The organism is Arthrobacter sp. BGA-UO-ETr-C19, assembly GCF_059568005.1.
Genome location: NZ_JCAQPC010000009.1, coordinates 25,814 through 45,769, shown reverse-complemented (window position 1 = coordinate 45,769; position 19,956 = coordinate 25,814). Strand labels below are relative to the sequence as shown.

The window sequence follows — 19,956 nt, the reverse complement described above, 5'->3', positions numbered from 1 at the left end:
CATGTCCTACTTCAGCACCAGCGTAAGCGAGGTGACCGAGGGCGTCGTGAACCTCCGCGGGTACTCCCTTGCCGAAATCATGAAGAAGGCGACCTACACCCAAGGCGCATTCCTTTCGCTCACCGGGCGACTGCCCGACGCTGCCGAGACACGTCTGGTCGATGGCGTGCTCACCAGTCTTCTTGACCACGGTTACGTCGCTTCTACGATCACCGCTGCGCGGTACATCGCGTCCGGCAACCCGCAGTTCATTCCCGCGGTCGCCGGAGGTATTCTCGCCGCGGGCAGCAACACGCTCTCACCCGAGCACTCTTTCCACCTGCTCGATCACACCGACGAACTGCGCGGAGACGGCACGTTCGAGGAAGGCGCCGAACGAGTCGTCGAGGAGTACGTCTCGCAGAAAAAGCGCTTGCCCGGCTTCGGCCACCCGACCCACAAGACGAGTGACTTCCGTGCAGACGTTCTGTTCGATCTCGCAGAAGAACTCGGTCTGGACGGCAATTCAATTAAGCAGATACGCGCCATCAACCGGGCGTTCATCGCCAGGACAGGCAAGACGAACATCCCCATCAACATCGACGGTGCACTCGCGGCGGTCGGCCGCGACTTGGGCTGGTCCGCGAACCAGACTGTGGCGTTCGCGGTTCTCTCCGTCCTGCCGGGGCTGATGGCCCACGTGGTTGAGGAGATTGAGACCGGGCGGCCATTGCGCTACATCCAGGACGGCGTCTATGTGGGCGAACCCCTGGCGAAGCAGATTTAGCGATCCACTCACCGTAAGACAAGAAAAAGATAAATTCCTCGGCAAGCCAGCGAGAGTGAGTCTCTCAAGCGCTGCCGGGCAGAAATAAGGAGCATCAGATATGGGACTCAACGACAACACTGTGCACTGGGATCGAGTTCAAAAGGGCGTCGAGCGCGCGGACGGGCGGCTGATCTGGCGGCCGTACGGCTTCCCGGAGATCATCGACCCCTCGCACTCGTACTTCCACGAGGGGGAGATCCAGCCGAAGTGGGACGTTTCCGACAAGATCGTCGTGCAGTCCGCGATCACCGGTGCCTTCTACACGCGCACCGCGAACCCGAACCAGCCGATCACCACTGAGGAGATCCTCAAGGACGCCCAGGAGTGTGCTCGCGCCGGCGCCAGCGCGATCCACCTGCACATGCGTGGCGACAACGGCTACAACGCACTCGACCGTGAGCGCTTCAAGGCCGTAGTGAACCCGCTGCGTGAGGAGTTCCCCGGCATCTCGGTCGACGGTTGCTACGTCACTGCCCTTCAGGGTGAGTGGGACGAGATGAAGATCGCGATCAAGGAGCAGATCCTCGATGGCGTGCCCGTGAACACCGCCGTGCTCTACAATGGCGACGCGCTGTTCGCGAAGCCCGCTCCGCTCATGATCGAGAAGACCCGCCTGATCCTCGAGTCCGGCGCCGCGCCCATCGTTGCGGTCTACACCGATGCCGACGTGAACAACGCTGAGCGCTTCCTGTTCCGCTCGGGCCTGCTCGGACCGGGCCAGGTGTGGTGCGTGTTGCCCTCCATCCCGGGCGCGAGCCCGATGGAGAACCCACATCAGATGTTCACCGGCCTGCTCCGCCTGGTCGAGCTGGTGCGCGACGTGGATCCCGAGGCGAAGATCTTCGTCTGCGCCGCAGGCCGGGCGTCCGTCTTCCTTGCGACGGCCGCTGCCCTTCTTGGCCTGCACATTCGTGTCGGCATGGAGGACACGGTCTGGAAGTACCCGCACAAGGACGAGAAGCTGACCAGCAACCTCGAGGCCTTCCTGCAGATTAAGCAGATCGTGGAGGCGCTCGGGCGCGAGGTGGCCACCCCGACCGAGTACCGCGAAATTATGGGCGTGAAGCCGCTCGAACAAGTGGCGAGCTGAGAGCCACGGGAGCTTCCATGCGTGTCAGACGTCCGGTCGACGACGAGGTGCTTCAGCTCCCCGTCGTCGACCGCGGTGTCGTCGGGACTGCGGATATCGACTTCAACGATCACATGAACGTCAATGTGTATCTGCGTATCCTCACGACGACGACAATTCGTGGACTCGAATACTGCGGACTGGGGTATGACTACCCGCCTAACTACCACTGCGGGCTGTTCTCGGTCGACCACCATGCACGTTACCTCTCCGAACTGCGGCTCGGGGCCAGGTACACGACGCACGTACGCCTCGTAGAGGCCTCCGACCGCGGCGTCCGGACGGTCGCCTTGCTTCGAGATGTGGAAGAAGAACGGATCGCTTGCTCGCTGGAGAGCCTGCTTCTGAACGTGGACCATGCCACCAGAAAGGTCACGCCGTTTGCGCCCCGGATCGCCGAAAGGCTGGCCGAGGCGGCGAAAAGGGCGAGCGGTTGGGAGTGGTCGGCGACAAGCTGCGATTCGATCGCCATACCGGGGAAACTTCTGCCGGCCTGACAATGGTCCTAGGATGCAAACCGGACCCAGGGGTGTAACCGTGAGTTTGAGAGGTAAACGATGAAAATTTTCGTCCTGGTGAAAGAGGTACCCGATACCTACGGGGACCGCAAACTCGACGTGGAGACGGGCCTCGCCGACCGCGGCGCCGGCGACGTTGTGCTCGACGAGATTACCGAGCGTGCGCTGGAGGTCGCGCTCAGCTACGCGGACGCGAAGCCCGACACCGAAGTAGTCGCGCTGTCAATGGCTCCCGAGTCTGCGACCGCATCGACACGCCGGGCCCTCGCGATCGGCGCGGAGTCCGCGGTGCACGTCGTCGATCCGGCACTCCGCGGTGCTGACCTGGGACTCACCGCGGCAGTTCTGGCGGCAGCGATCCGGCGCGGAGCGCCGGACCTGGTCATCACAGGCAATCTGTCAACGGACGGGTCCGCGGGCGTGATCCCAGCGATGCTCGCCGAGCACCTCGGCTACGCGCAGGCAACATCCCTCAGCGCCGTACAGATTGACGCCGGTACCGTGACCGCGACCCGTGAGACAGACTTCGGACCGCAGCAAGTGACCGCACCGCTGCCGGCAGTGATCTCGATCACCGAAGCGCTCCCGGCGGCGCGTTTTCCCAACTTCAAGGGGATCATGGCGGCCAAGAAAAAGCCGCTTGAAGTGCTCTCGCTTGCGGATCTCGGCGTGACCGCCGATCCTGGCCAGGCACCGCAAACGATCCTCACCGCGGTATCCGAGAAGCCGCCGCGCGCGGCAGGGGTGAAGATCAAGGACGAGGGCGATGCGGCCGCGCAGCTCATCGAGTACCTCGTGCAGAACAGGCTGGTGTGACCATGGCGTACCCTAAGAACCCGATCCTCGTCCTCGTCGATATAACCCCGTCCGGTGCGGCAGCACCCTCGACCGCTGGACTGCTCGGCGCAGCCGCGCAGCTGGGAGCTCCGATGGCGCTGGTCGCCGCACCCGCGGACACTGCCCAGGCCGCGGTGAATGCCGCCGTCGCGGCGGGGGCGCAGCTCGTGCTCACCGCCGACATCGACGCAGGAGCCGTTACGGTACCAATCGTCGATGCGCTGCAGACCGCCTACCGCGCGGTCCAGCCGGATGCAGTGCTCGTGTCAAACTCAGTCGCCGGGCGCGACGTCGCCGGACGTCTGGCCGTGCGCGAGCACCTGGCGCTGTCGGTCGACGCGATCGGCGTCTCACGCGACGACGAGGGCGTACTGGCGCACCACTCGGTCTACGGCGGGGCGTTCCTCACCGACTCCGCGCCGACCTTTGGTGCCCCCATTATTACGGTCCGCCAGGGGGCGATCGACGCACGTGCAGAGGTCGCGGCGGATGCCCATGTGAAGGCGCTCACGTTCGAGTCGTCCGGAGCGCCCGTCGCGACGGGAGCCGCGATCGAGGCCGCTGAGGCCGCCTCCTCCCGGCCCGAGTTGCGAGGCGCTAAGATCGTGGTGGCCGGGGGTCGAGGACTCGGATCAAAGGAGAACTTCTCGCTCGTCGAGGACCTCGCGGATGAGCTCGGTGCCGCGGTCGGTGCCTCCCGCGCCGCGGTCGACGCAGGGTATGTCCCTTTCTCGCATCAGGTGGGCCAGACGGGTGTCTCGGTCTCGCCGCAGTTGTACATCGCACTCGGCATCTCGGGAGCGATTCAGCACCGCGCCGGCATGCAGACGGCCAAGACGATCGTCGCGATCAACAAGGATCCAGGCTCTCCCATCTTCGACGTCGCTGACTTCGGGATCGTCGGCGACCTGTTCACCGTCGTGCCGCAGATGATCGAGGCGCTGCGCGGGCGGAAGAAATAGCGATGGCGACCGTACGCAGAGGATTACCCCGCACCCGCGGCGGCGAAGCCTGGCCACCCGCAGGGATAGTCGCCGTCCGTGCCGAGGAAACCCTCTCCGGTGTACCTGGGAAGGGATCCCGGGATTCGGGCACCCGGGGTGAAGCGACACCAAGTGTAAATACCATTTTGTCTCCCGTCAACGTCTCCGGGACTGCCACCTCCGTGCGCCGGGGGCTGCCCCGAGTCCCCGGCGGGGATCCATGGCCTCCCGCCGGATCCACCGTGGCAGTGACTTCCCCCGCCCACCCCCAAAACGAGTCCACGCAGCCATTTGAAGGTGCCCACTCCGACGGTGCCGCTCCCATCGCTGAACGCGCGCGGAGCGCCAAGGCATTGCTCGTTGACGACGCCGTTCCGTCGCTGGCAGCGTCGGTGCAGGATGCGTCCGGCAAGTCCGGTTCTGCTCTGCGCCGGGGTCTTCCGCGCGTCGCCGGGGGAGAGGCGTGGCCTCCTCCGGGGACGGCAGCCGCCAAGCAGGGCAACGCAGCTCGTGGGGCTTTGGGGGTCTCAGCGGCCGGAGCCGTGGCTCAGGTGGACCCGATCACTGTTTCCGCTCCCGCCGGGCGTCCCGATGCCGCCACCCCGCAGCTGCCCGCCAGGGCCGGAAAGACCCAGGGACGCGCCACGGCTCAGCCCGACGCGAAGCGCCGTCCGAGCCGGGCGCAGGTGCTTGGCGCAATCGGATTCGGCGTGGTTGCGGTTTCGGTAGTGTTCCTTGCCAGAGCGGTGCTGAGCCTGCAGGCCGTGCAGGACTTCCTGACGCGGTTCCCAGGCGAGTACGCCACTCCTGCGCGACCCGGCGTTGCGCTCTGGGTGGGGTGGCAGCACTTCTTCAACATGTTCCTGATGGTCCTGATCATCCGCTCCGGCCTCGGCGTACGCCGTGAGAAACGCCCCGAGGCTTACTGGAATTCGCGGAGCGGGAAGACCAAGATCAGCCTGACGCTCTGGCTGCACCAGACCCTCGACATACTCTGGCTGGCGAACGGCGTGGTCTTCGTGGTGCTTCTGTTCCTCACTGGGCATTGGGCGCGGCTCATCCCGACCAGCTGGGAGGTCTTCCCGAACGCGCTGTCGGCTGCGTTGCAGTACCTGTCGTTTGACTGGCCGGTTGAGAACGGATGGAGCAACTACAACAGCCTCCAGCAGCTCGCCTACTTCACCACTGTCTTCCTCGCGGCACCGCTCGCTGCGATCACAGGGTTCCGGATGTCGGGCCTGTGGCCAAAGCGCGCGGAGTGGTTGTCCAAGGCATACCGCGTCGAGTGGGCGCGGGCTGTTCACTATCCGGTGATGCTGTATTTCGTCGCCTTCATTGTCGTGCACGTCGCTCTGGTGGTGCTCACAGGGTTCCTACGCAACCTCAACCATATGTACGCATCACAGGATACTGATGGCTGGCTCGGATTCTGGATCTTCCTCGGATCGATCGTTATGATCGCAGCCGGGTGGATTCTCGCCCGCACCTCGCTGCTCTCTTCTGTAGCAGGCTTCTTTGGCAAGGTGTCTTCGCGATAACGGCCTGGCCGCGTCCGGTTAACTAATCGAGCACGATGGTCACCACGAACGAGACGCCATTCGCGAGGAGTCGCGGCTATACACCACATCGCTGCCGCTGTGAGCTCGGGCGACACCGGGCAGAGGCCAATTGTGCGGTGACGGGCCTGATGGAGGCGCGCACCTTGAAAGCCGGCCAATTACGAAAATGAGAACCGGAAGATTGATCAGCGCTGGTATATGCAGCGATCCGTGCGATTCCTCGGTGTTCCCTATGCACTGGGGGAAGGCACGGGGGTCCGGGCACGGCCAGGCTCGTTTGGACCACAGCAACCGTACTGACGTGTCAAAAAACACGGGATGTCATGTGTTAGCGGCCATGAAAAACTGCCCGTAGGCGGCCACGAAAAAAGTCCACTAAGGCGGATTCTAGGGGTCGATGCAACACCCGAGGTCAGCTGGGTATCAGTAAATCACGAAGACGCTCGGCGGGTGTGTCCCAGTCCAGCGTTTTGCGTGGTCGTGCGTTGAGTTCTTGAGCGACGTGTTCGAGGTCCTCGGGGCCGTAGGCATTGAGGTCGGTGCCTTTGGGGAAGTATCGGCGTAGGAGTCCGTTGGCATATCTGGGTCTCTTTTTCATTGGGAAGCGTAGTCGCTACCAATTCAACGGCGCTCGATCTCTCCCTTCCCGCATCATGCCGCAGCGAAACAGCCCACCGCCGCAACCGCTGGTTCAACCTGTCTGAACACTCTCATTTGCGAAGGGCCGCTTTGCAACATGTGCCCTCCCCGCAATCCGAACCAAATCTACGGAGTGCGGAGTGCGGTAACTGGACAGCTTCTGGATATTCGTAGTTCAGTCGCGCTCATCGCAGTGTCCCGCCCTTTGCCCGCCTTTCTTGCATATACCCGGTGCGCGGCTCTTTCCGCGGCGGTTTATCGCGATGCGCCGGACAAACTTTCCACGACACCCTCGATGACGCCCTGCTTACTGTGTAAGGACGTGGACTCACGCCACTGGGACTTCGAGTGGACAATGGGCCGCTCACTTGGCAGCTAAAAAGGGGGCCGGATGGTCTCAGATTAAGAAGCCTGTGTCAGTGCGTCAGGCAAGGGTCCGTTTGAGTGCCACCCGCCGCCCACTGGGAGAGGTGCTTCCTTGCTATTGCCGTTCGCGACGGCGTGGTCGCGTAAATAATTCAAATGTGATTGCATCGCCTCTGCAGCCGCCGCCTGATCCTGAGCCTGGATTGCTCGATAAAGCTGGATATGATGCGCGACCGACTGTTTCCCCAATGCCTCATCCGTGTTAACGAAAGCGAGTGGGCGTGCCGTGCGATGTAAGGCGGACACAAAGGCAGCGAGGACCCGGTTGCCCGATGCATTCGCGATCACACAATGGAATTGTGCATTTAGTTCGGGAATCGCGGGATCATCATAAGTAGTCGCACGCTCCCGGTCTATGATTTCGTGGAGTTCGACGAGATGGTCATCGTTTCTGTGGTGTGCCGCTAACCGCGCGCTAGGTACTTCCAGCATGTCGCGGAAGTTTGAAACTTCACCTGGCGTTACGGATCCTATATCCAGAACGCTGATCAGCCGATCAGAGACCACCCGCGAGAACGAGTTATGGTCCACGCTTTGTACGAAGAGTCCGCTTGTCGTTCCAGGCCCCTTAGTCAGCAAGCCCGCCTCAACCAAGGATCTCAGGGCCTCCCGAATCGTTGCTCGGCTGACGTTGAAAGACTGCGCCAGGGCATGTTCGGCTGGCAACCGGGATCCGTCTCGGAGCGAACCATCGAGAATGGCTTGCTTGATCTGGCTCTCCACTTGCTGGCGAGGCCGTTGCACGGGCATCGCCGGGAATGGCATCGACGTTGGTGACGTATCCGGCATCATTTCCTCCTATAAGACAAGCATCTACCTCATTGTATGACTAGTTCAGGCAGAGCCATAGACCGTTCGAGTGGCTAAAGTCTGACAGGGGCTACTGTCTGCTGAGTGGGAGGTGTCCAGGAAGGAACCGTCGTTTCCGCGGCTTGACTTGCCACGTAATCAAGGAGCGTTGTAGCAACGGGCGTGGGCGAGCGGACGGCAAACGGCCCGCCCTATACAAGTGGCGAGAGGAGCCTCTTCCTTCTCCTTTGTATGGAAACCCCCATCTAGTACAATCATGTGACTCTTGACACTTGTCGGACAAAGATGCAAAGATACTTTTGTGAGGGCTTAGGTTCAGTGAGGATGCCAACAGGCCCGCTTGCAGAGTGCGCGATTCTTGGGGTGCCACCCGATATCGAATTTTTCGGAGGTGCTCATCCCTCGGAGCCATCGTCCGTAGGCCTCGAAGGTTCACTACAGTGCAACCGAGTAGCCGACTAAACCACGTGGGGCTCCAGTGGTAGTCGATCCGGCAGGACTTACCCGCAATCCAGGGCCTGTGCGCCCGAGCCGGGCTGGAGGACCTGTACGTCCTTGTCTTTCACCCCTAACATCACGTTCCTGCTGGCTCCCGTCGCCTCCCAAGGCAAAGGTCTACTCTGACCCAAGCTCGGCTTCGAATCGGGAATATCGCCCGAGCCATTGCAGGTGCGTTCCATCTACTGGATCTTGAAAGGATCGCAGCTATGAGCCCATCACCAGCATCGATTGTTATCGACCCCCGAGCCAGGCGTCGCGTAATCGCAGCAACCCTTATCGGAAACTTCATGGAGTGGTTCGACTTTGCCGTCTACGGCTTCGTGGCAACCATCATCGGAGCTACGTTCTTTCCAGCCGGCGATGCCACGAGCCAGCTGCTGGCCTCCCTGGCGGTCTTCGGAGTTGCGTTCTTCTTCCGTCCCCTGGGCGGAGCAGTTTTCGGCTACATCGGAGACAAGATCGGACGCCGAACCTCCCTTGCACTCGCCATCATCATCATGAGTGTTGCCACCGCTCTTATAGGAGTACTTCCGGGGTACGCCACCATCGGCTTAGCCGCCCCGATCCTGCTGGTTGCCATTCGGTGCATCCAAGGACTCTCCGTGGGTGGTGAATGGACTGGCGCGTCCTCGTTCCTCGTCGAGTACGCTCCAGATCGCAAGCGCGGACTCTGGGCCAGTTTCATCGCCGCGACAGCCGCCCTCGGCATTATCGGAGGCAGCGGGGCCGTCTTTCTACTTTCCAACGTCCTCAGTGCTGAGAACATGAATTCATTTGGGTGGCGTCTTCCCTTCCTGCTCGCCCTTCCCATCGGTATTGTGGGCCTCTTCATGCGAATGAAATTGGAGGACACCCCAGTTTTTGAGGAGATCAAGAGGACCGGGGAGCGGGTCAATCCCTTCAAGCACATCGGCAAAGGCGGAATTCGCAACATACTCATCGCCTTCGCGTTCTCCTCAGCAACCGGCACTGGCTTTTACTTCTTCGCAACGTACTTCGTTAGCTACCTGAGCGTCACTTTGGAATTTCCTCGCCCTACGTCAATCCTTCTGAGCATGCTTGCCCTGGTGCTGTACGCAATCCTCTGCCCCTTAGTGGGAGCATTTTCCGACCGTTTCGGCCGCCGCATCAGCTACATCCTTGGATGCGTCGGACTCGCCGTTATGGTCGTCCCCGTCTTCCTGCTGATGGGAACCGGAAGCTTTGGACTCGCGCTACTTGGCCTCGGAATCTACGCAGTCTTCGTCTCTGCGCTAGTAGTCATGAGCTCGGTGACCATCGTGGAATTCTTCCCACCCAAAATCCGCCTTACCGCCGGCGCTATCGGTTATAACCTAGGAGTTGGCCCCGTGGCTGGTATGGGTCCACTGGTAGCTGCTGCACTGGTCGCCGCCACCGGGAATCCGCTCTCTCCGGCGTACTACCTGATGGGGCTCATGGCCTTCGTTGCCCTAGTCCTCCTCAAATTCCTGCCGGAAACCTACAAGCGCTCTCTGTACGCGGAACATGATCAGGCGGGACGGCCCTCAGACATCAGGGGCAGCGAACCAACTGTAGCAGTCGACCAGAAGTAATCGTCGAGGGACTTCAGACGACACTGCCGGCGTCCCGCGCCTCCCAAGGGGTGTAAAAAACCATGCATTTTTGAATCGCAAAATGTTCAAATCCAAAATCCACCGGCCACGGTCACGCAGGCCGACCTGCACTACGTTGGTTCCGTCACCGTCGATTTGGACCTGCTGGAGGCCGCGGACATCCTGCCAGGCGAACTCGTTGCGATCGTAGACGTTACCAACGGCGCCCGCCTGGAAACCTATACAATTGCCGGCGAACGCGGCTCCGGTGTCCTCGGCATCAACGGCCCCGCCGCACACCTGGTCCAGGAGGGCGACATCGTCATCCTCATTACTTATGCCTTGATGACCACGGAACAGGCCAAGGCCCACGACCTCAAAGTCGTCCACGTTGATCAGCACAACCGGATACTTGAGGTAGGCAGTGATCCAGCTGAAGGTCTCACTCCAGGGCTTATTCGCCCGTCCTTCGCAGTGAAAAACCAGGGGTGAACTGACGCACGACAATGGACAGAAACCCAGACTCCATATCGTCCGCGGAAGTTTCACGCCCCTACGGCAACAGCCCAGGCCAGCCGGCTGCAACGCCGCCGGTCACCGGGAAGAAGCCGATAGCACGAATCCCTACCCACTACCTGCAGCAGGTCAGGGAAAAGGGTGAGCACCTTGCGATGCTCACAGCCTAAGACCAGTACACGGCCGAAATCTTTGACGAAGCGGGCATCGAGGTGCTCCTGCCAGGGGACTCCGCCTCCACGTCTTCGGCAACCAAACCAGCCTCCTGGTCACCGTGGACGGACTGCTTCCCCTTTGCCGCGCCGTTGCCCGGTCGGCCAAGCGTGCCCTGTCGGTCGCCGACTTGCCTTCGGTAGCTACGAGGCATCAGTCGAGCAGGCAGTCGCAACTGGTGTCCGATTCGTGAAAGAAGAAGGACTCGCTCATGACGGCAAGATTGAAGGCTGCAAGTTTTATGCGGACACCGGTAAACCCATTTCCAAGCCGGGGTCTCGGTCAGGGTGCACATTGCTTCACGCCGCAAAGCGAACATTTCCTGGGCGCTACCGGGTTCCGGGCACAGGCGACGATGTGCAACGGCTTGTCGACGACGCCGATGCCGCTGCCGGTGCCGCTGCCGGTGCTTTCAGCGTGCTGATGGACATGGTTTCGGTCGCCCAGCCGCGGCTGTCGTCATTCTAATCGTGGCCCGGAAACTCTCGGCCGCCCAGGTAGGGGAGTGGGCCGTTTTACCTCTTGGGTGGAGTCACAATGAGCGCTGTCTTTGTCGTGTCCCGTCCGTACTTACGGTGGACAGCTTGTTTGCTCATCCCAAGCACAGCGGGATGACCTCCTGAGTAAGGCCGGACAGGTGGTCCGACTGCGACAGGTGGCCCAGCACTGGTCGTCGGGGCGTGCAGTCATGATCTGAGATGAGAACGTCATGGACTTGTCGTACTAGCAGCGATCTCTCGCACACTTTCGGCTCAGTTGCCGCGATTAATGCGCGAAGTCGATCTACTGAACGCCTCTCAGCGTTTCACACTCTGGCTGCCAATCAACACCACAACGACGGGAGTACTTCATGGAAATCGGGAGGCGGCCGACGGTAGCAGCTTCAAAGGACCATCTCAACATAAAACTCCCTGGAATCGGCTGAGGTGCACGTTCTGCCATCACCCAGCGGCTACGTTTGATGGCTCGATGATGCCCCTTGCGGTGGCGTGCTCCCGCAGATAATTCAAATGACCTTGCATGGCTTCAGCGGCAGCCCCCGGGTCTTGTGTTTGGATAGCCCGGTAGAGCTGAATATGGTGGGCAACCGACTCCCGCCCTAACACCGCGTCAGTATTAACGAACGCAAGCGGATGCGCTGTCCGATGCAACGCTGATACAAAGGCCGCCAGGACTCTATTGCCTGAAGCGTTAGCGATCTCAGAGTGAAACTGCGCATTGAGCTCGGGGATAGCTGCATCGTCAAAAGTAGTAGATCTCTCTTTGTCGATGACCTCGTGGAGCCGAACAAGATTTTTTTCCGTCCTGTTCTCGGCGGCTAGTCTTGCGGACGGCACTTCCAGCATGTCGCGAAAGTTCGAGACTTCCTCCGGGGTGACCGATCCTATGTCGAGAACGCTCGACAGTCGGTCAGACACCGCAAGCGAGAACGAATTATGATCCACGCTTTGCACGTACAGCCCGCTTGTCGTCCCCGGCCCCTTGGTGAGCAGGCCGCTTTCGATCAATGACCGTAGGGCCTCCCTGATAGTCGCCCGGCTGACGTTGAATGACTGGGCCATAGCCTGTTCCGCGGGCAGTTTGTCTCCGTCCCGCAAGGATCCGTCGAGAATCGCATTCCTGATTTGATTCTCCACTTGTTGGCGTGGGCGTTGGATTGGCAAAGCTGAAAACGGCAGCGGAGGGGCCATTTGTCTTCTCCTGCTTACGGCGGATAGGGAACTCGTTGTCTATTGTAAGACTAAGTTCATTGAGCCAGCAGATGGGGTGGCGACAGAATGCTTGCAGCCCACGGCACGCGCGGGGCTACGAGCCAGCTCGTCTGTAGCTGGTATTTCCCATCACGTCGCCCGAATGACAAGCAGTCGACTTCGCTAAGCCCTCCTGCTCGCCGCATCCTTGGACGTCAGGCCGGTTACGCGGGTGTACGCGCGGCTGATGCGCCAGGCACGACGACGCTCCGACCGGCATCCTGCGCACTGCAGGCTATGACCTGGTGGTCGACATGGTGACCGGCCATATCCGGGAGCCGGATAAGCAGCGCGCCGGTGCATACGGAACGGCCGGCAGATGGTTTCCTTACTGACTCACCGGGACGTCGCCGATGGGTCGCCTCGTCACCCTCCACCAGCATGGAGACGGCCCCGCGGCCGCACTTCGTCGCAAAGACTTCGTCCGGAAAGGGCACGCGCCTGCGGTCGGCTCGCCGTCCCGTCCTGGGAAAGCGGACGACGAGGGGCTTCTGGTTGTGCCGTGCCGATTGCGCAATTCCGCTGTCTGACAGTGGACGCCTAAAGGTAAAGGCCATATAGTCTGGAAATGGACATAAACCTCGCTGAAGCAAAAGGAGCCAAATTGTCTGACAAGGTAAGGCAGCGCTTTAAGCATAAGCTGCGCAATCGTGAGCCCGTGCTTGGAACTTTCCTGTTTGTTCCGAGCACTGATGTAGCGGAAGCCGTGGCTCGTACCGGGTTGGACTTCGCCATCATTGATATGGAGCACTCTCCAAAGAGTTGGCAGACTGTCAGCGAGATGGTCCGCGCGGTCCAGTTCGGCGGAGCAGCCAGTCTCGTCAGGGTCGCGTCTAACGACCCAATTAACATCCTTCACGCATTAGAAATCGGAGCAGACGGAGTCGTCCTACCATTCGTAGAAAACTCGGCCGACGTCGAGAGGGCGGCGGCGGCAGCGCTTTATCCCCCTTTGGGCAGCCGAGGAGTCTGCACGATGAGTCGGGCCGCTGGGTACGGCATTGGCCGCGAAGGCTTCGCAGCCACAGCGGAACGGGCTAATGATGAGGTGGTGATAATCGGTCAAATCGAAAGCGCGCGTGCGGTTGACAACATCGATGAGATCGCCCAGGCCGTACCTGGCCTCGATGCCTTGATCATAGGTCGTGCAGATTTGGCGACAAGCATCGGTCATCTGGGGCAGACGGGCCATGCCGATGTCGTGGCACTGAGTGGCAGGGTCTTGGACAGGCTTGCCGAATTGAACAGCACAGCCTTCGGTCTGGCAGTCTACGACGCAGCCGAGTCAGAACAGTGGGCCACGCGGGGAGCCACGGTCTTCGTCCACTCCGCAGATGTCTCGGTACTCGTACGGGGATACCAAGAGGCGTTGGCCGGCTTCACCGTCGTTGGGTCTGAGCTCGTGCAAAAGGGCTAAAGGCTGAACGGGGCAAGTCCAAAAACATTTAACCCATGGAGCGACGTTCCGTGTCATAACAGAGAGATACCAATGAGAACCACTGCAATTGGTCGGCTGGGTAGAGTCGTCTTCGCACGTCTTGCCCCCGGAGACGACATTTATCGATCAATTATCGAGATCGCACAGGCTGAGGGAATTCAAACGGGCGTGGTACTGGACATGACAGGCGCTGCGACCCGATTGCGCGTTGCACTGCCGATATCAGCCACCGATGGGGAGAAGCCGCCACAGATTTTGGAGGTCGACGGACTCGCCGAAATCATGGGATCGGGCATTATCGGCCGCGTTGTGGACGACTTTGTCTCGGCTGACGGTGAGGTTAGATACATAAAGGGTGAACCGTACGCGCATATCCACGTGTCGGCGACGACGAATGGAACGACGTACACCGGGCATCTGGTCGAAGGGACCATGGTGAGGTCGGTGGTGCCGCAGTCGCACTTTACGATCGCTCTCGCCGAGGTCGAAGGGGTTGACCTGGCATTGAACGTGGACAATAGCGCCACCGAGGATTATCCCGCTGGCGTGCCTTACCACACCCTCGTCGCGCGCAGCGCCTAACCTTTAGGGCGAAGACTATGGAAATCACAGACGTATACGCAATTCCGTTCCAGTTGCCTCTTCGGCATGAGATCCGTTGGGCAAACGGCGCCATCAGCTCAGCTGATCATGTGCTGGTTATCATTGAGACTAAAGACGGTGTCCGAGGGTACGCCGAAGCGATTCCGCGACCGATGACTTACGGCGAGACGACGGAGTCAATTCTGGCCGCGATTGACACGTTCGTGCGACCCGCACTGATCGGCCGATCAATCCTCGACCGCGGGGCCATCGCACATGCGTTGCGGAACGTCGTCTACAACAACACGACGTTCGGTGCCGTCGATACTGCAATCTGGGATGCCATCGGCAAGTCACTCGGTGTTTCAGTGCATCAGCTCCTCGGCGGCTACACTGACCGCGTGGCCGTCAGTGCCGTGCTCGGAGACGGAAATCCCCCCGAGCTTGTGAACGAGGCGCTCGGGTTCTCAGCTGAGTATGGCATCCGGTCGTTCAAGGTCAAGGTCGGATGGGACGTAAGAAGGGACGCGGAACTCGTACTCGAGCTCAGGAAGTCTCTTCCCGACGCCCATCTCTGTGTCGATGCGAACCATGGTTTCTCCGCAACGGAGGCGCTCGAGTTCCTACGTATTACACGTGACGCGGGACTCGCATGGATCGAGGAGCCGTCCCCAGCAGAAGATACCCATGGACGGGCTCGCGTTGCCGCACATGCTGAAGTGGGAATCCTTGGCGATGAAAGCTGCCGGGACGCGGCTGAGGTGGCAAGAGAGGTGCTCTCCGGACGCTCATCAATGGTAAGCATCAAAATTGCCAGGACGGGCATATCCGGCTCCGAACGCATTCGAGGCTTCTGCGAGGCTAACGAAACCGCAATGGTCATCGGAAACCAGGGTGACAGTGCCATCGGCACCTGGGCGAGCATCGCCTTTGCAGCTGCCAATCCGTCCACTGCACTGTATCCGACCGAAATGGCCTATTTTTTGCACATAGCAGACGACATTGCCAATCGGCCGCAGATTAGCGATGGGTATCTCACCGTACCTCGCGAGTCCGGCTTCGGGTTCGCCATCGATTTCGACCAGCTTACAAAGTACGCCGTTAACCCGGATCTCGTTAAACCAATTCGTTGAGAGTAAATATGGGACGTTTGAACGAAAAAATCGCGGTGATCTCGGACGCCGCCACAGGGGTCGGCACGGCCACGGCGCGCCTGTTCGCGTCAGAAGGCGCGGATGTCGTGATCCTGGACATCAATCAGGATGGTACCCGGCTTGTTGACGAGTTGGCCTTGCTCCCGGATCGAGTGCGGCTTCTGCAGTGCGATATGGCCGGCCCGGCCGCAGTGCGCGAGTCCGTTGACGCGGCCGCCGCGGAATTTGGCGGCATAGATGATGTAGTCTTCGCGAACGCCAGCACCGGCGCCGTCCACGTTGGTGGAACCATCGACTCAATCGATCCGGAGAGGTGGGATCGCGGGTTTGAGGCGAACGCCCGAAAAGTCTATGCCTTGGCTCAGGCCGCGATCCCTGACATGAGAGGGCGGTCCGCCTCTATTGTCATCACCACCTCGGTGTATGCATACGTTGGCACTACGGGCCGCCCAACCCGCGCCCATGCCGCGTCGAAAGGTGCAGTCTCGGCGCTAACTCACGCCACGGCAGCGACCTGTGGGCCAGAAGGCAACCGCGTCAACGCCGTCGCACGTGGAGCCACCAGAATACAACTGAACGACGACGTCGCTGGCCAGGAAGATGTCTACGGACGAGTCGCCGAGGCCATTCCCCTCAAAAGGATGGGCACGCCGGAGGAACTCGCGCATGCATGCTGTTCCTCGTCAGCGACGAATCCAGTTTCCTTAACGACGCCAAGCTCGTGGCACAGGGTGGACAAAGGATCATCAAAACCTTGAGCCTCCATCAAAAGAGAAGTGGCTTGGACGTGACCGCGGGTGGCTCGACCCTGCGCTCGGCAGGTATACGTACTGCCTAGTGGAAGAAGTTTGCAACGTTCCCACTAGGCGTAATGCATAGCTACGGGAAGGTCGCCCAAGGGGCAGGATTCGGCTTTACCATCGACCTGGGCAAGTCGCAGGAATACGCGACGCACCTGCATTCAGCGAGTGCGGGCCTGCCTGTCGTTTCACCCCACAGCTGTTTAGTGGCATCACGATTGGGCGCGGCAACCGTCGAACGCCTACCGCAAGTAAGAGGAGAAACCATGAGAAAGCTGGCTACAGGACGCCTCGGTCGCGTCGTCTACGCGCATCTGGAACCGGGCGAGGACGTATATAAGGCCGTCATTGAGATCGCACGAGATGAGCAAATCATGACCGGACTGGTGCTGGACATTACCGGCGGGGCTTCGCAGCTACGTCTGACCCTCCCGAAAGCGCCAAGAGAGGCGGCCGAGGGGAACATGCCTCCGGAGGTCATTGAGGTGCAGGGCCTGGCAGAGGTGATGGGGTCGGGGATCATCGGCCAGGTGCAAGAAGAGTTCATGTCCAAAGATGGGCACGTCCACTACGCCAAGGGCGACCCGTACGCCCACATTCATGTGTCGGCCACGGCCGCAGACGGCAAAACCTACACTGGGCATCTCGTGGAGGGAACGCTGGTCCGATCGGTCATCCCAGAGTCGCACTTCACAATCGCTGTTGCGGAAGTTGAAGGCGTTCAGCTCGACCTCATGGTCGAGTCGTCCGCGTCCAAAGACTACCCGTCCGGAGTTCCCTACCACCGCCTCACGTCTGTGTCCTCTGCCGCCCCTGCTGCAGGTTAGAGCGATGAGGACACACATGAAACTCCCAGATGCTCGGGGGGACGGCGTCGCTGGCGAGGGCTCATACGAGGACAAGCAGGAGATCTATGAAACTGTAATGCGCTACTGCCGGGGCGTCGACCGGGCCGATATGAGTCTGGTCCGTTCGGCGTACCACTCCGACGCCCTCGAGCACCATGCGGGGTTTGACGGAACAATCGATCAATACATCCCCTGGCTCGAGGAAACCATTTCCAAGTACGACGGACTCATGCACCTTATGGGCAACCATCTTGCCACCGTGCGTGGAGACCGTGCGGTGGCAGAGACCTATGGCCTGGGCGTGCACTGGGTCACGTCGGCGGACGACCCACGCAACTTCACCAGCGGGATCCGCTACATCGACCACTTCCTCCGTCGCGACGGGCGATGGGCGATCTCCGAGCGCTGGTCAGTGCGCGACTGGGTCCGGTCCGACGTTGGCCGCCTTGCGCCTTCACAAGGGGACGGGCCAACCGGTTCCCGCAGTCACGAGGACCCCGTCTACACCGCTCAGGCATGGCTGGCTGTACCTGAAAGATGACTTTCCGGTTATGCCCTACCGGACGGGATGACTTTCGCCGCTGGAGGCTTTGACTTGAGCGGCATCCCGACGGATGATCCAAGCGGTCCGGGATTCAGGCGTAACTGGCGTGGGCATCCTGGTGGCAGAAGGCAAGCCCCGCGAAGTGTTCGACGCCAAAACGTAAGTCCGGGAACGCGCCATCCGGGCCGACGTCGCCTTGGTCCGCGCCCACACAGCGGACACGGACGGCAACCTCATCTACCGTTCCACCGCCCGGAACTTCAAGCCGGTGGTGGCTACGGCGGGATAGCTAACCATTGCCGAGGCCAAGGGCAGTGTGGAACCGGGCAGGCTGGACCCCAACCCCATCGCCACCCGGCGTCTTTGTCCAGCGACTGGTGCAGGCAGCCGGGTCAAGGATATCGAGCAGCGCAATGAGCGGCCGCACAACGTTTCCGAGGCGGCCGATGCACTGACCGTCTAAGCCTCACTACTTACGCACGAGTTCGCCATGGCCTGGACCAGGGATGAAATGGCTAGGCATCGCGGCCGAAGCCGGGTGAAGACCATGACGTACAGATCGACCCTGCACAAAGAGCCCGGATACCTGATGGACTATCTGGGGCGGGTGCTGCGAGGGTGGGCCAGCTACTTCCGGCACGAGTATCCAAGGCTACGTTCTCCTCGATCGACTCCTATGCGTGGGAGCGGATTACCGCGTGGCTACGGAAGAAACACCGCGTCGGTTGGCCAGAACTACGGCGCAGGTTTTGTCTGCCCGGAACCTGGCGGCTCGCCGTTGACGGGACAAGGTTCAAGGGCGCAGCCAGCGTCACTGTCATTCGGTACCGCTACCGCGGCTACCGGATCCCGACCCCGTGGACACCCGCTGCCCCCACGGGCTGAGCGACAAATCTTCACGTGGAGAGCCCGGTGCGGTGAGAATCGCACGCCGGGTTCGGCGGGCGGTCCGGGGAAACGGAACGGCAGCAATGCTGTCACCGCGCCTCGGGCCGACCCAGCTGGCGGCACACCCGGCGCGGGGACAAATACGTCACCGTGATCATCGACCTCACCCCGGTCCGTGACAGGACCGGCCCGGCGCGGTTGCTGGACATGATCGAGGGCCGCTCGAAACAGGTCTTCAAAGCCTGGCTCGCGGAGCGGCCCAGGGCCTGGCGGGACGCGATAGAGGTCGTTGCAATGGACGGGTTCACCGGGTTCAAGACCGCAGCCGCCGAGGAGCTACCGGACGCGGTCGAGGTCATGGACCCGTTTCACGTCGTCCGGCTTGCCGGCGACGCCGTGGACAGGTGCCGCCAGCGCGTTCAGCAGCAGAGCATTGGGCAGCGCGGACGGTCCGGGTACCCGCTCTACGCCGCCCGCCGGACCCTGCACACCGGACATGATCTGCTGACCGACAAGCAGAAGGACAGGTTGGGGGCCACCTGTTCGTTGCCGACGACCATGCCGAAGTCGAAGCCACATGGGGAATCTATCAGCGCGTCATCGCCGCCTACCGCGAACCCTACGGCAGCCGAGGGAAACAGCTCAGCAAGCATTGATCGAGGCGTACGCGCTGCGCTGACCGAAGTCATTACGCTCGGCCGAACGCTGAAGCGCCGTGCAGGGGACGTGCTCGCATACTTTGACCGGCCCGGCACCAGCAACGGGCCCACCGAAGCGCTCAACGGCCGGCTCGAACACCTCCGCGGCTCCGCCTCGGCTTCCGGAACCTTGCCAACTACATTGCCCGCTCGCTCCTCGAGACCGGCGGATCAGACGCCGGCTACACCCTCAAATGCGATGAGCCGGTTTGCCTACACCGAGATCCGCCGACGAGAAAAGGAAACCGCAGCGGGTTGTTGGGAACGGGCCAACGCTTGCCTTCAACGCCGCCGGGATTACTGTAAGCCGGGTCCTGACCGACAACGGCTCCAGGCTCGGGGCCCGGAGATCAACTTTCCTGGCGTGGCTGCACCACTACAATCACACGAACCCGAGACCACACGACACTAAAGGTCAACCACACGCCAACCGCGTCACCAACCTCCATGGGTAACAGATCTAGGCCACCCGTTAGCGGCAGGTCAGCAGGGCTCGGATCATAGTTCAGGAGTAGACGGTGCTCGGCTAGTACCATCATCTCGCTTACACCGCGGTCGCTAACGTGACATCTGCGCCGAATGCTTTCGAGTGCGTCGGTAACTGTTTTCTGGCGCCTGGCAGAACTTAGCGCTCGAGTCTTCGATGCCGGTCGGTTCCCTCGGGAGACTTTCCGCTCCTGAGACTCCGGGGTTTGAGCTATTTCAAAGCGATTCGGCTCGCTGGCCCCATTTCGACGGTT

The 19,956-nt window shown here is 61.1% G+C and carries 17 protein-coding genes and 4 pseudogenes; 18 read left to right on the top strand and 3 right to left on the bottom strand.

Annotation, left to right across the window (positions count from 1 at the left end; genetic code table 11):
• The first annotated feature begins 1 nt into the window (after position 1).
• From AC57BR_RS04690 to AC57BR_RS04665, 6 genes are all read left to right on the top strand, one after another.
• Positions 2 to 766: a citrate/2-methylcitrate synthase gene (locus AC57BR_RS04690; protein WP_496358590.1), complete on the top strand. Its 765-nt coding sequence runs from the start codon at positions 2 to 4 to the stop codon at positions 764 to 766.
• 100 nt (positions 767 to 866) lie between these two features.
• Positions 867 to 1,898 carry a 3-keto-5-aminohexanoate cleavage protein gene (locus AC57BR_RS04685; protein ID WP_496358589.1) on the top strand — a complete coding sequence of 344 codons (1,032 nt, stop codon included), beginning with the start codon at positions 867 to 869 and terminating at the stop codon, positions 1,896 to 1,898.
• 17 nt (positions 1,899 to 1,915) lie between these two features.
• The gene (locus tag AC57BR_RS04680) at positions 1,916 to 2,434 is read left to right on the top strand and encodes a thioesterase family protein (RefSeq protein ID WP_496358588.1); all 519 of its coding nucleotides are present in this window, start codon (positions 1,916 to 1,918) and stop codon (positions 2,432 to 2,434) included.
• A gap of 60 nt (positions 2,435 to 2,494) precedes the next feature.
• Positions 2,495 to 3,271: an electron transfer flavoprotein subunit beta/FixA family protein gene (locus AC57BR_RS04675; RefSeq protein WP_496358587.1), complete on the top strand. Its 777-nt coding sequence runs from the start codon at positions 2,495 to 2,497 to the stop codon at positions 3,269 to 3,271.
• A gap of 2 nt (positions 3,272 to 3,273) precedes the next feature.
• A complete protein-coding gene (locus AC57BR_RS04670; RefSeq protein ID WP_496358586.1) occupies positions 3,274 to 4,254 on the top strand; it encodes an electron transfer flavoprotein subunit alpha/FixB family protein in 981 nt (326 codons plus the stop codon).
• Between the two features lie 263 nt (positions 4,255 to 4,517).
• Positions 4,518 to 5,813, top strand: coding sequence for a cytochrome b/b6 domain-containing protein (locus tag AC57BR_RS04665; protein WP_496358585.1), 1,296 nt, complete (start codon positions 4,518 to 4,520; stop codon positions 5,811 to 5,813).
• A gap of 433 nt (positions 5,814 to 6,246) precedes the next feature.
• Here AC57BR_RS04665 and AC57BR_RS04660 read toward each other — a convergent pair.
• Together AC57BR_RS04660 and AC57BR_RS04655 are read right to left on the bottom strand one after the other, a co-directional pair.
• Positions 6,247 to 6,408 (bottom strand): annotated as a pseudogene (locus tag AC57BR_RS04660) (IS30 family transposase); the annotation flags it as partial.
• Between the two features lie 467 nt (positions 6,409 to 6,875).
• Entirely contained in the window at positions 6,876 to 7,691 is an 816-nt protein-coding gene (locus tag AC57BR_RS04655) for a FadR/GntR family transcriptional regulator (RefSeq protein ID WP_496358584.1), read from the bottom strand.
• 725 nt (positions 7,692 to 8,416) lie between these two features.
• On the opposite strand from AC57BR_RS04655, the gene AC57BR_RS04650 reads away from it, so the two are divergent.
• From AC57BR_RS04650 to AC57BR_RS04640, 3 genes and pseudogenes are all read left to right on the top strand, one after another.
• Positions 8,417 to 9,784 (top strand): MFS transporter, encoded by a 1,368-nt coding sequence (locus tag AC57BR_RS04650; protein WP_496358583.1) that lies wholly within the window; start codon positions 8,417 to 8,419, stop codon positions 9,782 to 9,784.
• Between the two features lie 70 nt (positions 9,785 to 9,854).
• Positions 9,855 to 10,276, top strand: a pseudogene (gene panD / locus AC57BR_RS04645) (aspartate 1-decarboxylase).
• 165 nt (positions 10,277 to 10,441) lie between these two features.
• Positions 10,442 to 10,981 carry a 3-methyl-2-oxobutanoate hydroxymethyltransferase gene (locus AC57BR_RS04640; RefSeq protein WP_496358582.1) on the top strand — a complete coding sequence of 180 codons (540 nt, stop codon included), beginning with the start codon at positions 10,442 to 10,444 and terminating at the stop codon, positions 10,979 to 10,981.
• Positions 10,982 to 11,454: 473 nt separating this feature from the next.
• On the opposite strand, the gene AC57BR_RS04635 is transcribed toward AC57BR_RS04640, so the two are convergent.
• The gene (locus tag AC57BR_RS04635; RefSeq protein WP_496358581.1) at positions 11,455 to 12,204 is read right to left on the bottom strand and encodes a FadR/GntR family transcriptional regulator; all 750 of its coding nucleotides are present in this window, start codon (positions 12,202 to 12,204) and stop codon (positions 11,455 to 11,457) included.
• 628 nt (positions 12,205 to 12,832) lie between these two features.
• On the opposite strand from AC57BR_RS04635, the gene AC57BR_RS04630 reads away from it, so the two are divergent.
• The 9 genes and pseudogenes from AC57BR_RS04630 (at position 12,833) to AC57BR_RS04590 (ending at position 19,419) form a co-directional block, all read left to right on the top strand.
• Positions 12,833 to 13,681 (top strand): HpcH/HpaI aldolase family protein, encoded by an 849-nt coding sequence (locus AC57BR_RS04630; protein ID WP_496358580.1) that lies wholly within the window; start codon positions 12,833 to 12,835, stop codon positions 13,679 to 13,681.
• 72 nt (positions 13,682 to 13,753) lie between these two features.
• Positions 13,754 to 14,284, top strand: coding sequence for a PPC domain-containing DNA-binding protein (locus AC57BR_RS04625; RefSeq protein WP_496358579.1), 531 nt, complete (start codon positions 13,754 to 13,756; stop codon positions 14,282 to 14,284).
• A 17-nt stretch (positions 14,285 to 14,301) separates the two neighbouring features.
• Entirely contained in the window at positions 14,302 to 15,417 is a 1,116-nt protein-coding gene (locus tag AC57BR_RS04620) for a mandelate racemase/muconate lactonizing enzyme family protein (RefSeq protein ID WP_496358578.1), read from the top strand.
• A 17-nt stretch (positions 15,418 to 15,434) separates the two neighbouring features.
• Positions 15,435 to 16,196: an SDR family NAD(P)-dependent oxidoreductase gene (locus tag AC57BR_RS04615; protein ID WP_496358577.1), complete on the top strand. Its 762-nt coding sequence runs from the start codon at positions 15,435 to 15,437 to the stop codon at positions 16,194 to 16,196.
• 308 nt (positions 16,197 to 16,504) lie between these two features.
• Positions 16,505 to 17,065, top strand: a complete 561-nt coding sequence (locus AC57BR_RS04610; protein ID WP_496358576.1) for a PCC domain-containing protein — start codon at positions 16,505 to 16,507, stop codon at positions 17,063 to 17,065.
• Positions 17,066 to 17,081: 16 nt separating this feature from the next.
• Positions 17,082 to 17,627, top strand: a complete 546-nt coding sequence (locus AC57BR_RS04605) for a nuclear transport factor 2 family protein (protein ID WP_496358575.1) — start codon at positions 17,082 to 17,084, stop codon at positions 17,625 to 17,627.
• A 27-nt stretch (positions 17,628 to 17,654) separates the two neighbouring features.
• Positions 17,655 to 18,093 (top strand): annotated as a pseudogene (locus AC57BR_RS04600) (CoA-transferase).
• Positions 18,094 to 18,120: 27 nt separating this feature from the next.
• Entirely contained in the window at positions 18,121 to 18,672 is a 552-nt protein-coding gene (locus AC57BR_RS04595; RefSeq protein WP_496358574.1) for a group II intron maturase-specific domain-containing protein, read from the top strand.
• A pseudogene (locus AC57BR_RS04590) lies at positions 18,669 to 19,419 on the top strand (ISL3 family transposase). The gene AC57BR_RS04595 and the pseudogene AC57BR_RS04590 overlap by 4 nt, the downstream one beginning before the upstream one ends.
• Positions 19,420 to 19,956: the final 537 nt, after the last annotated feature.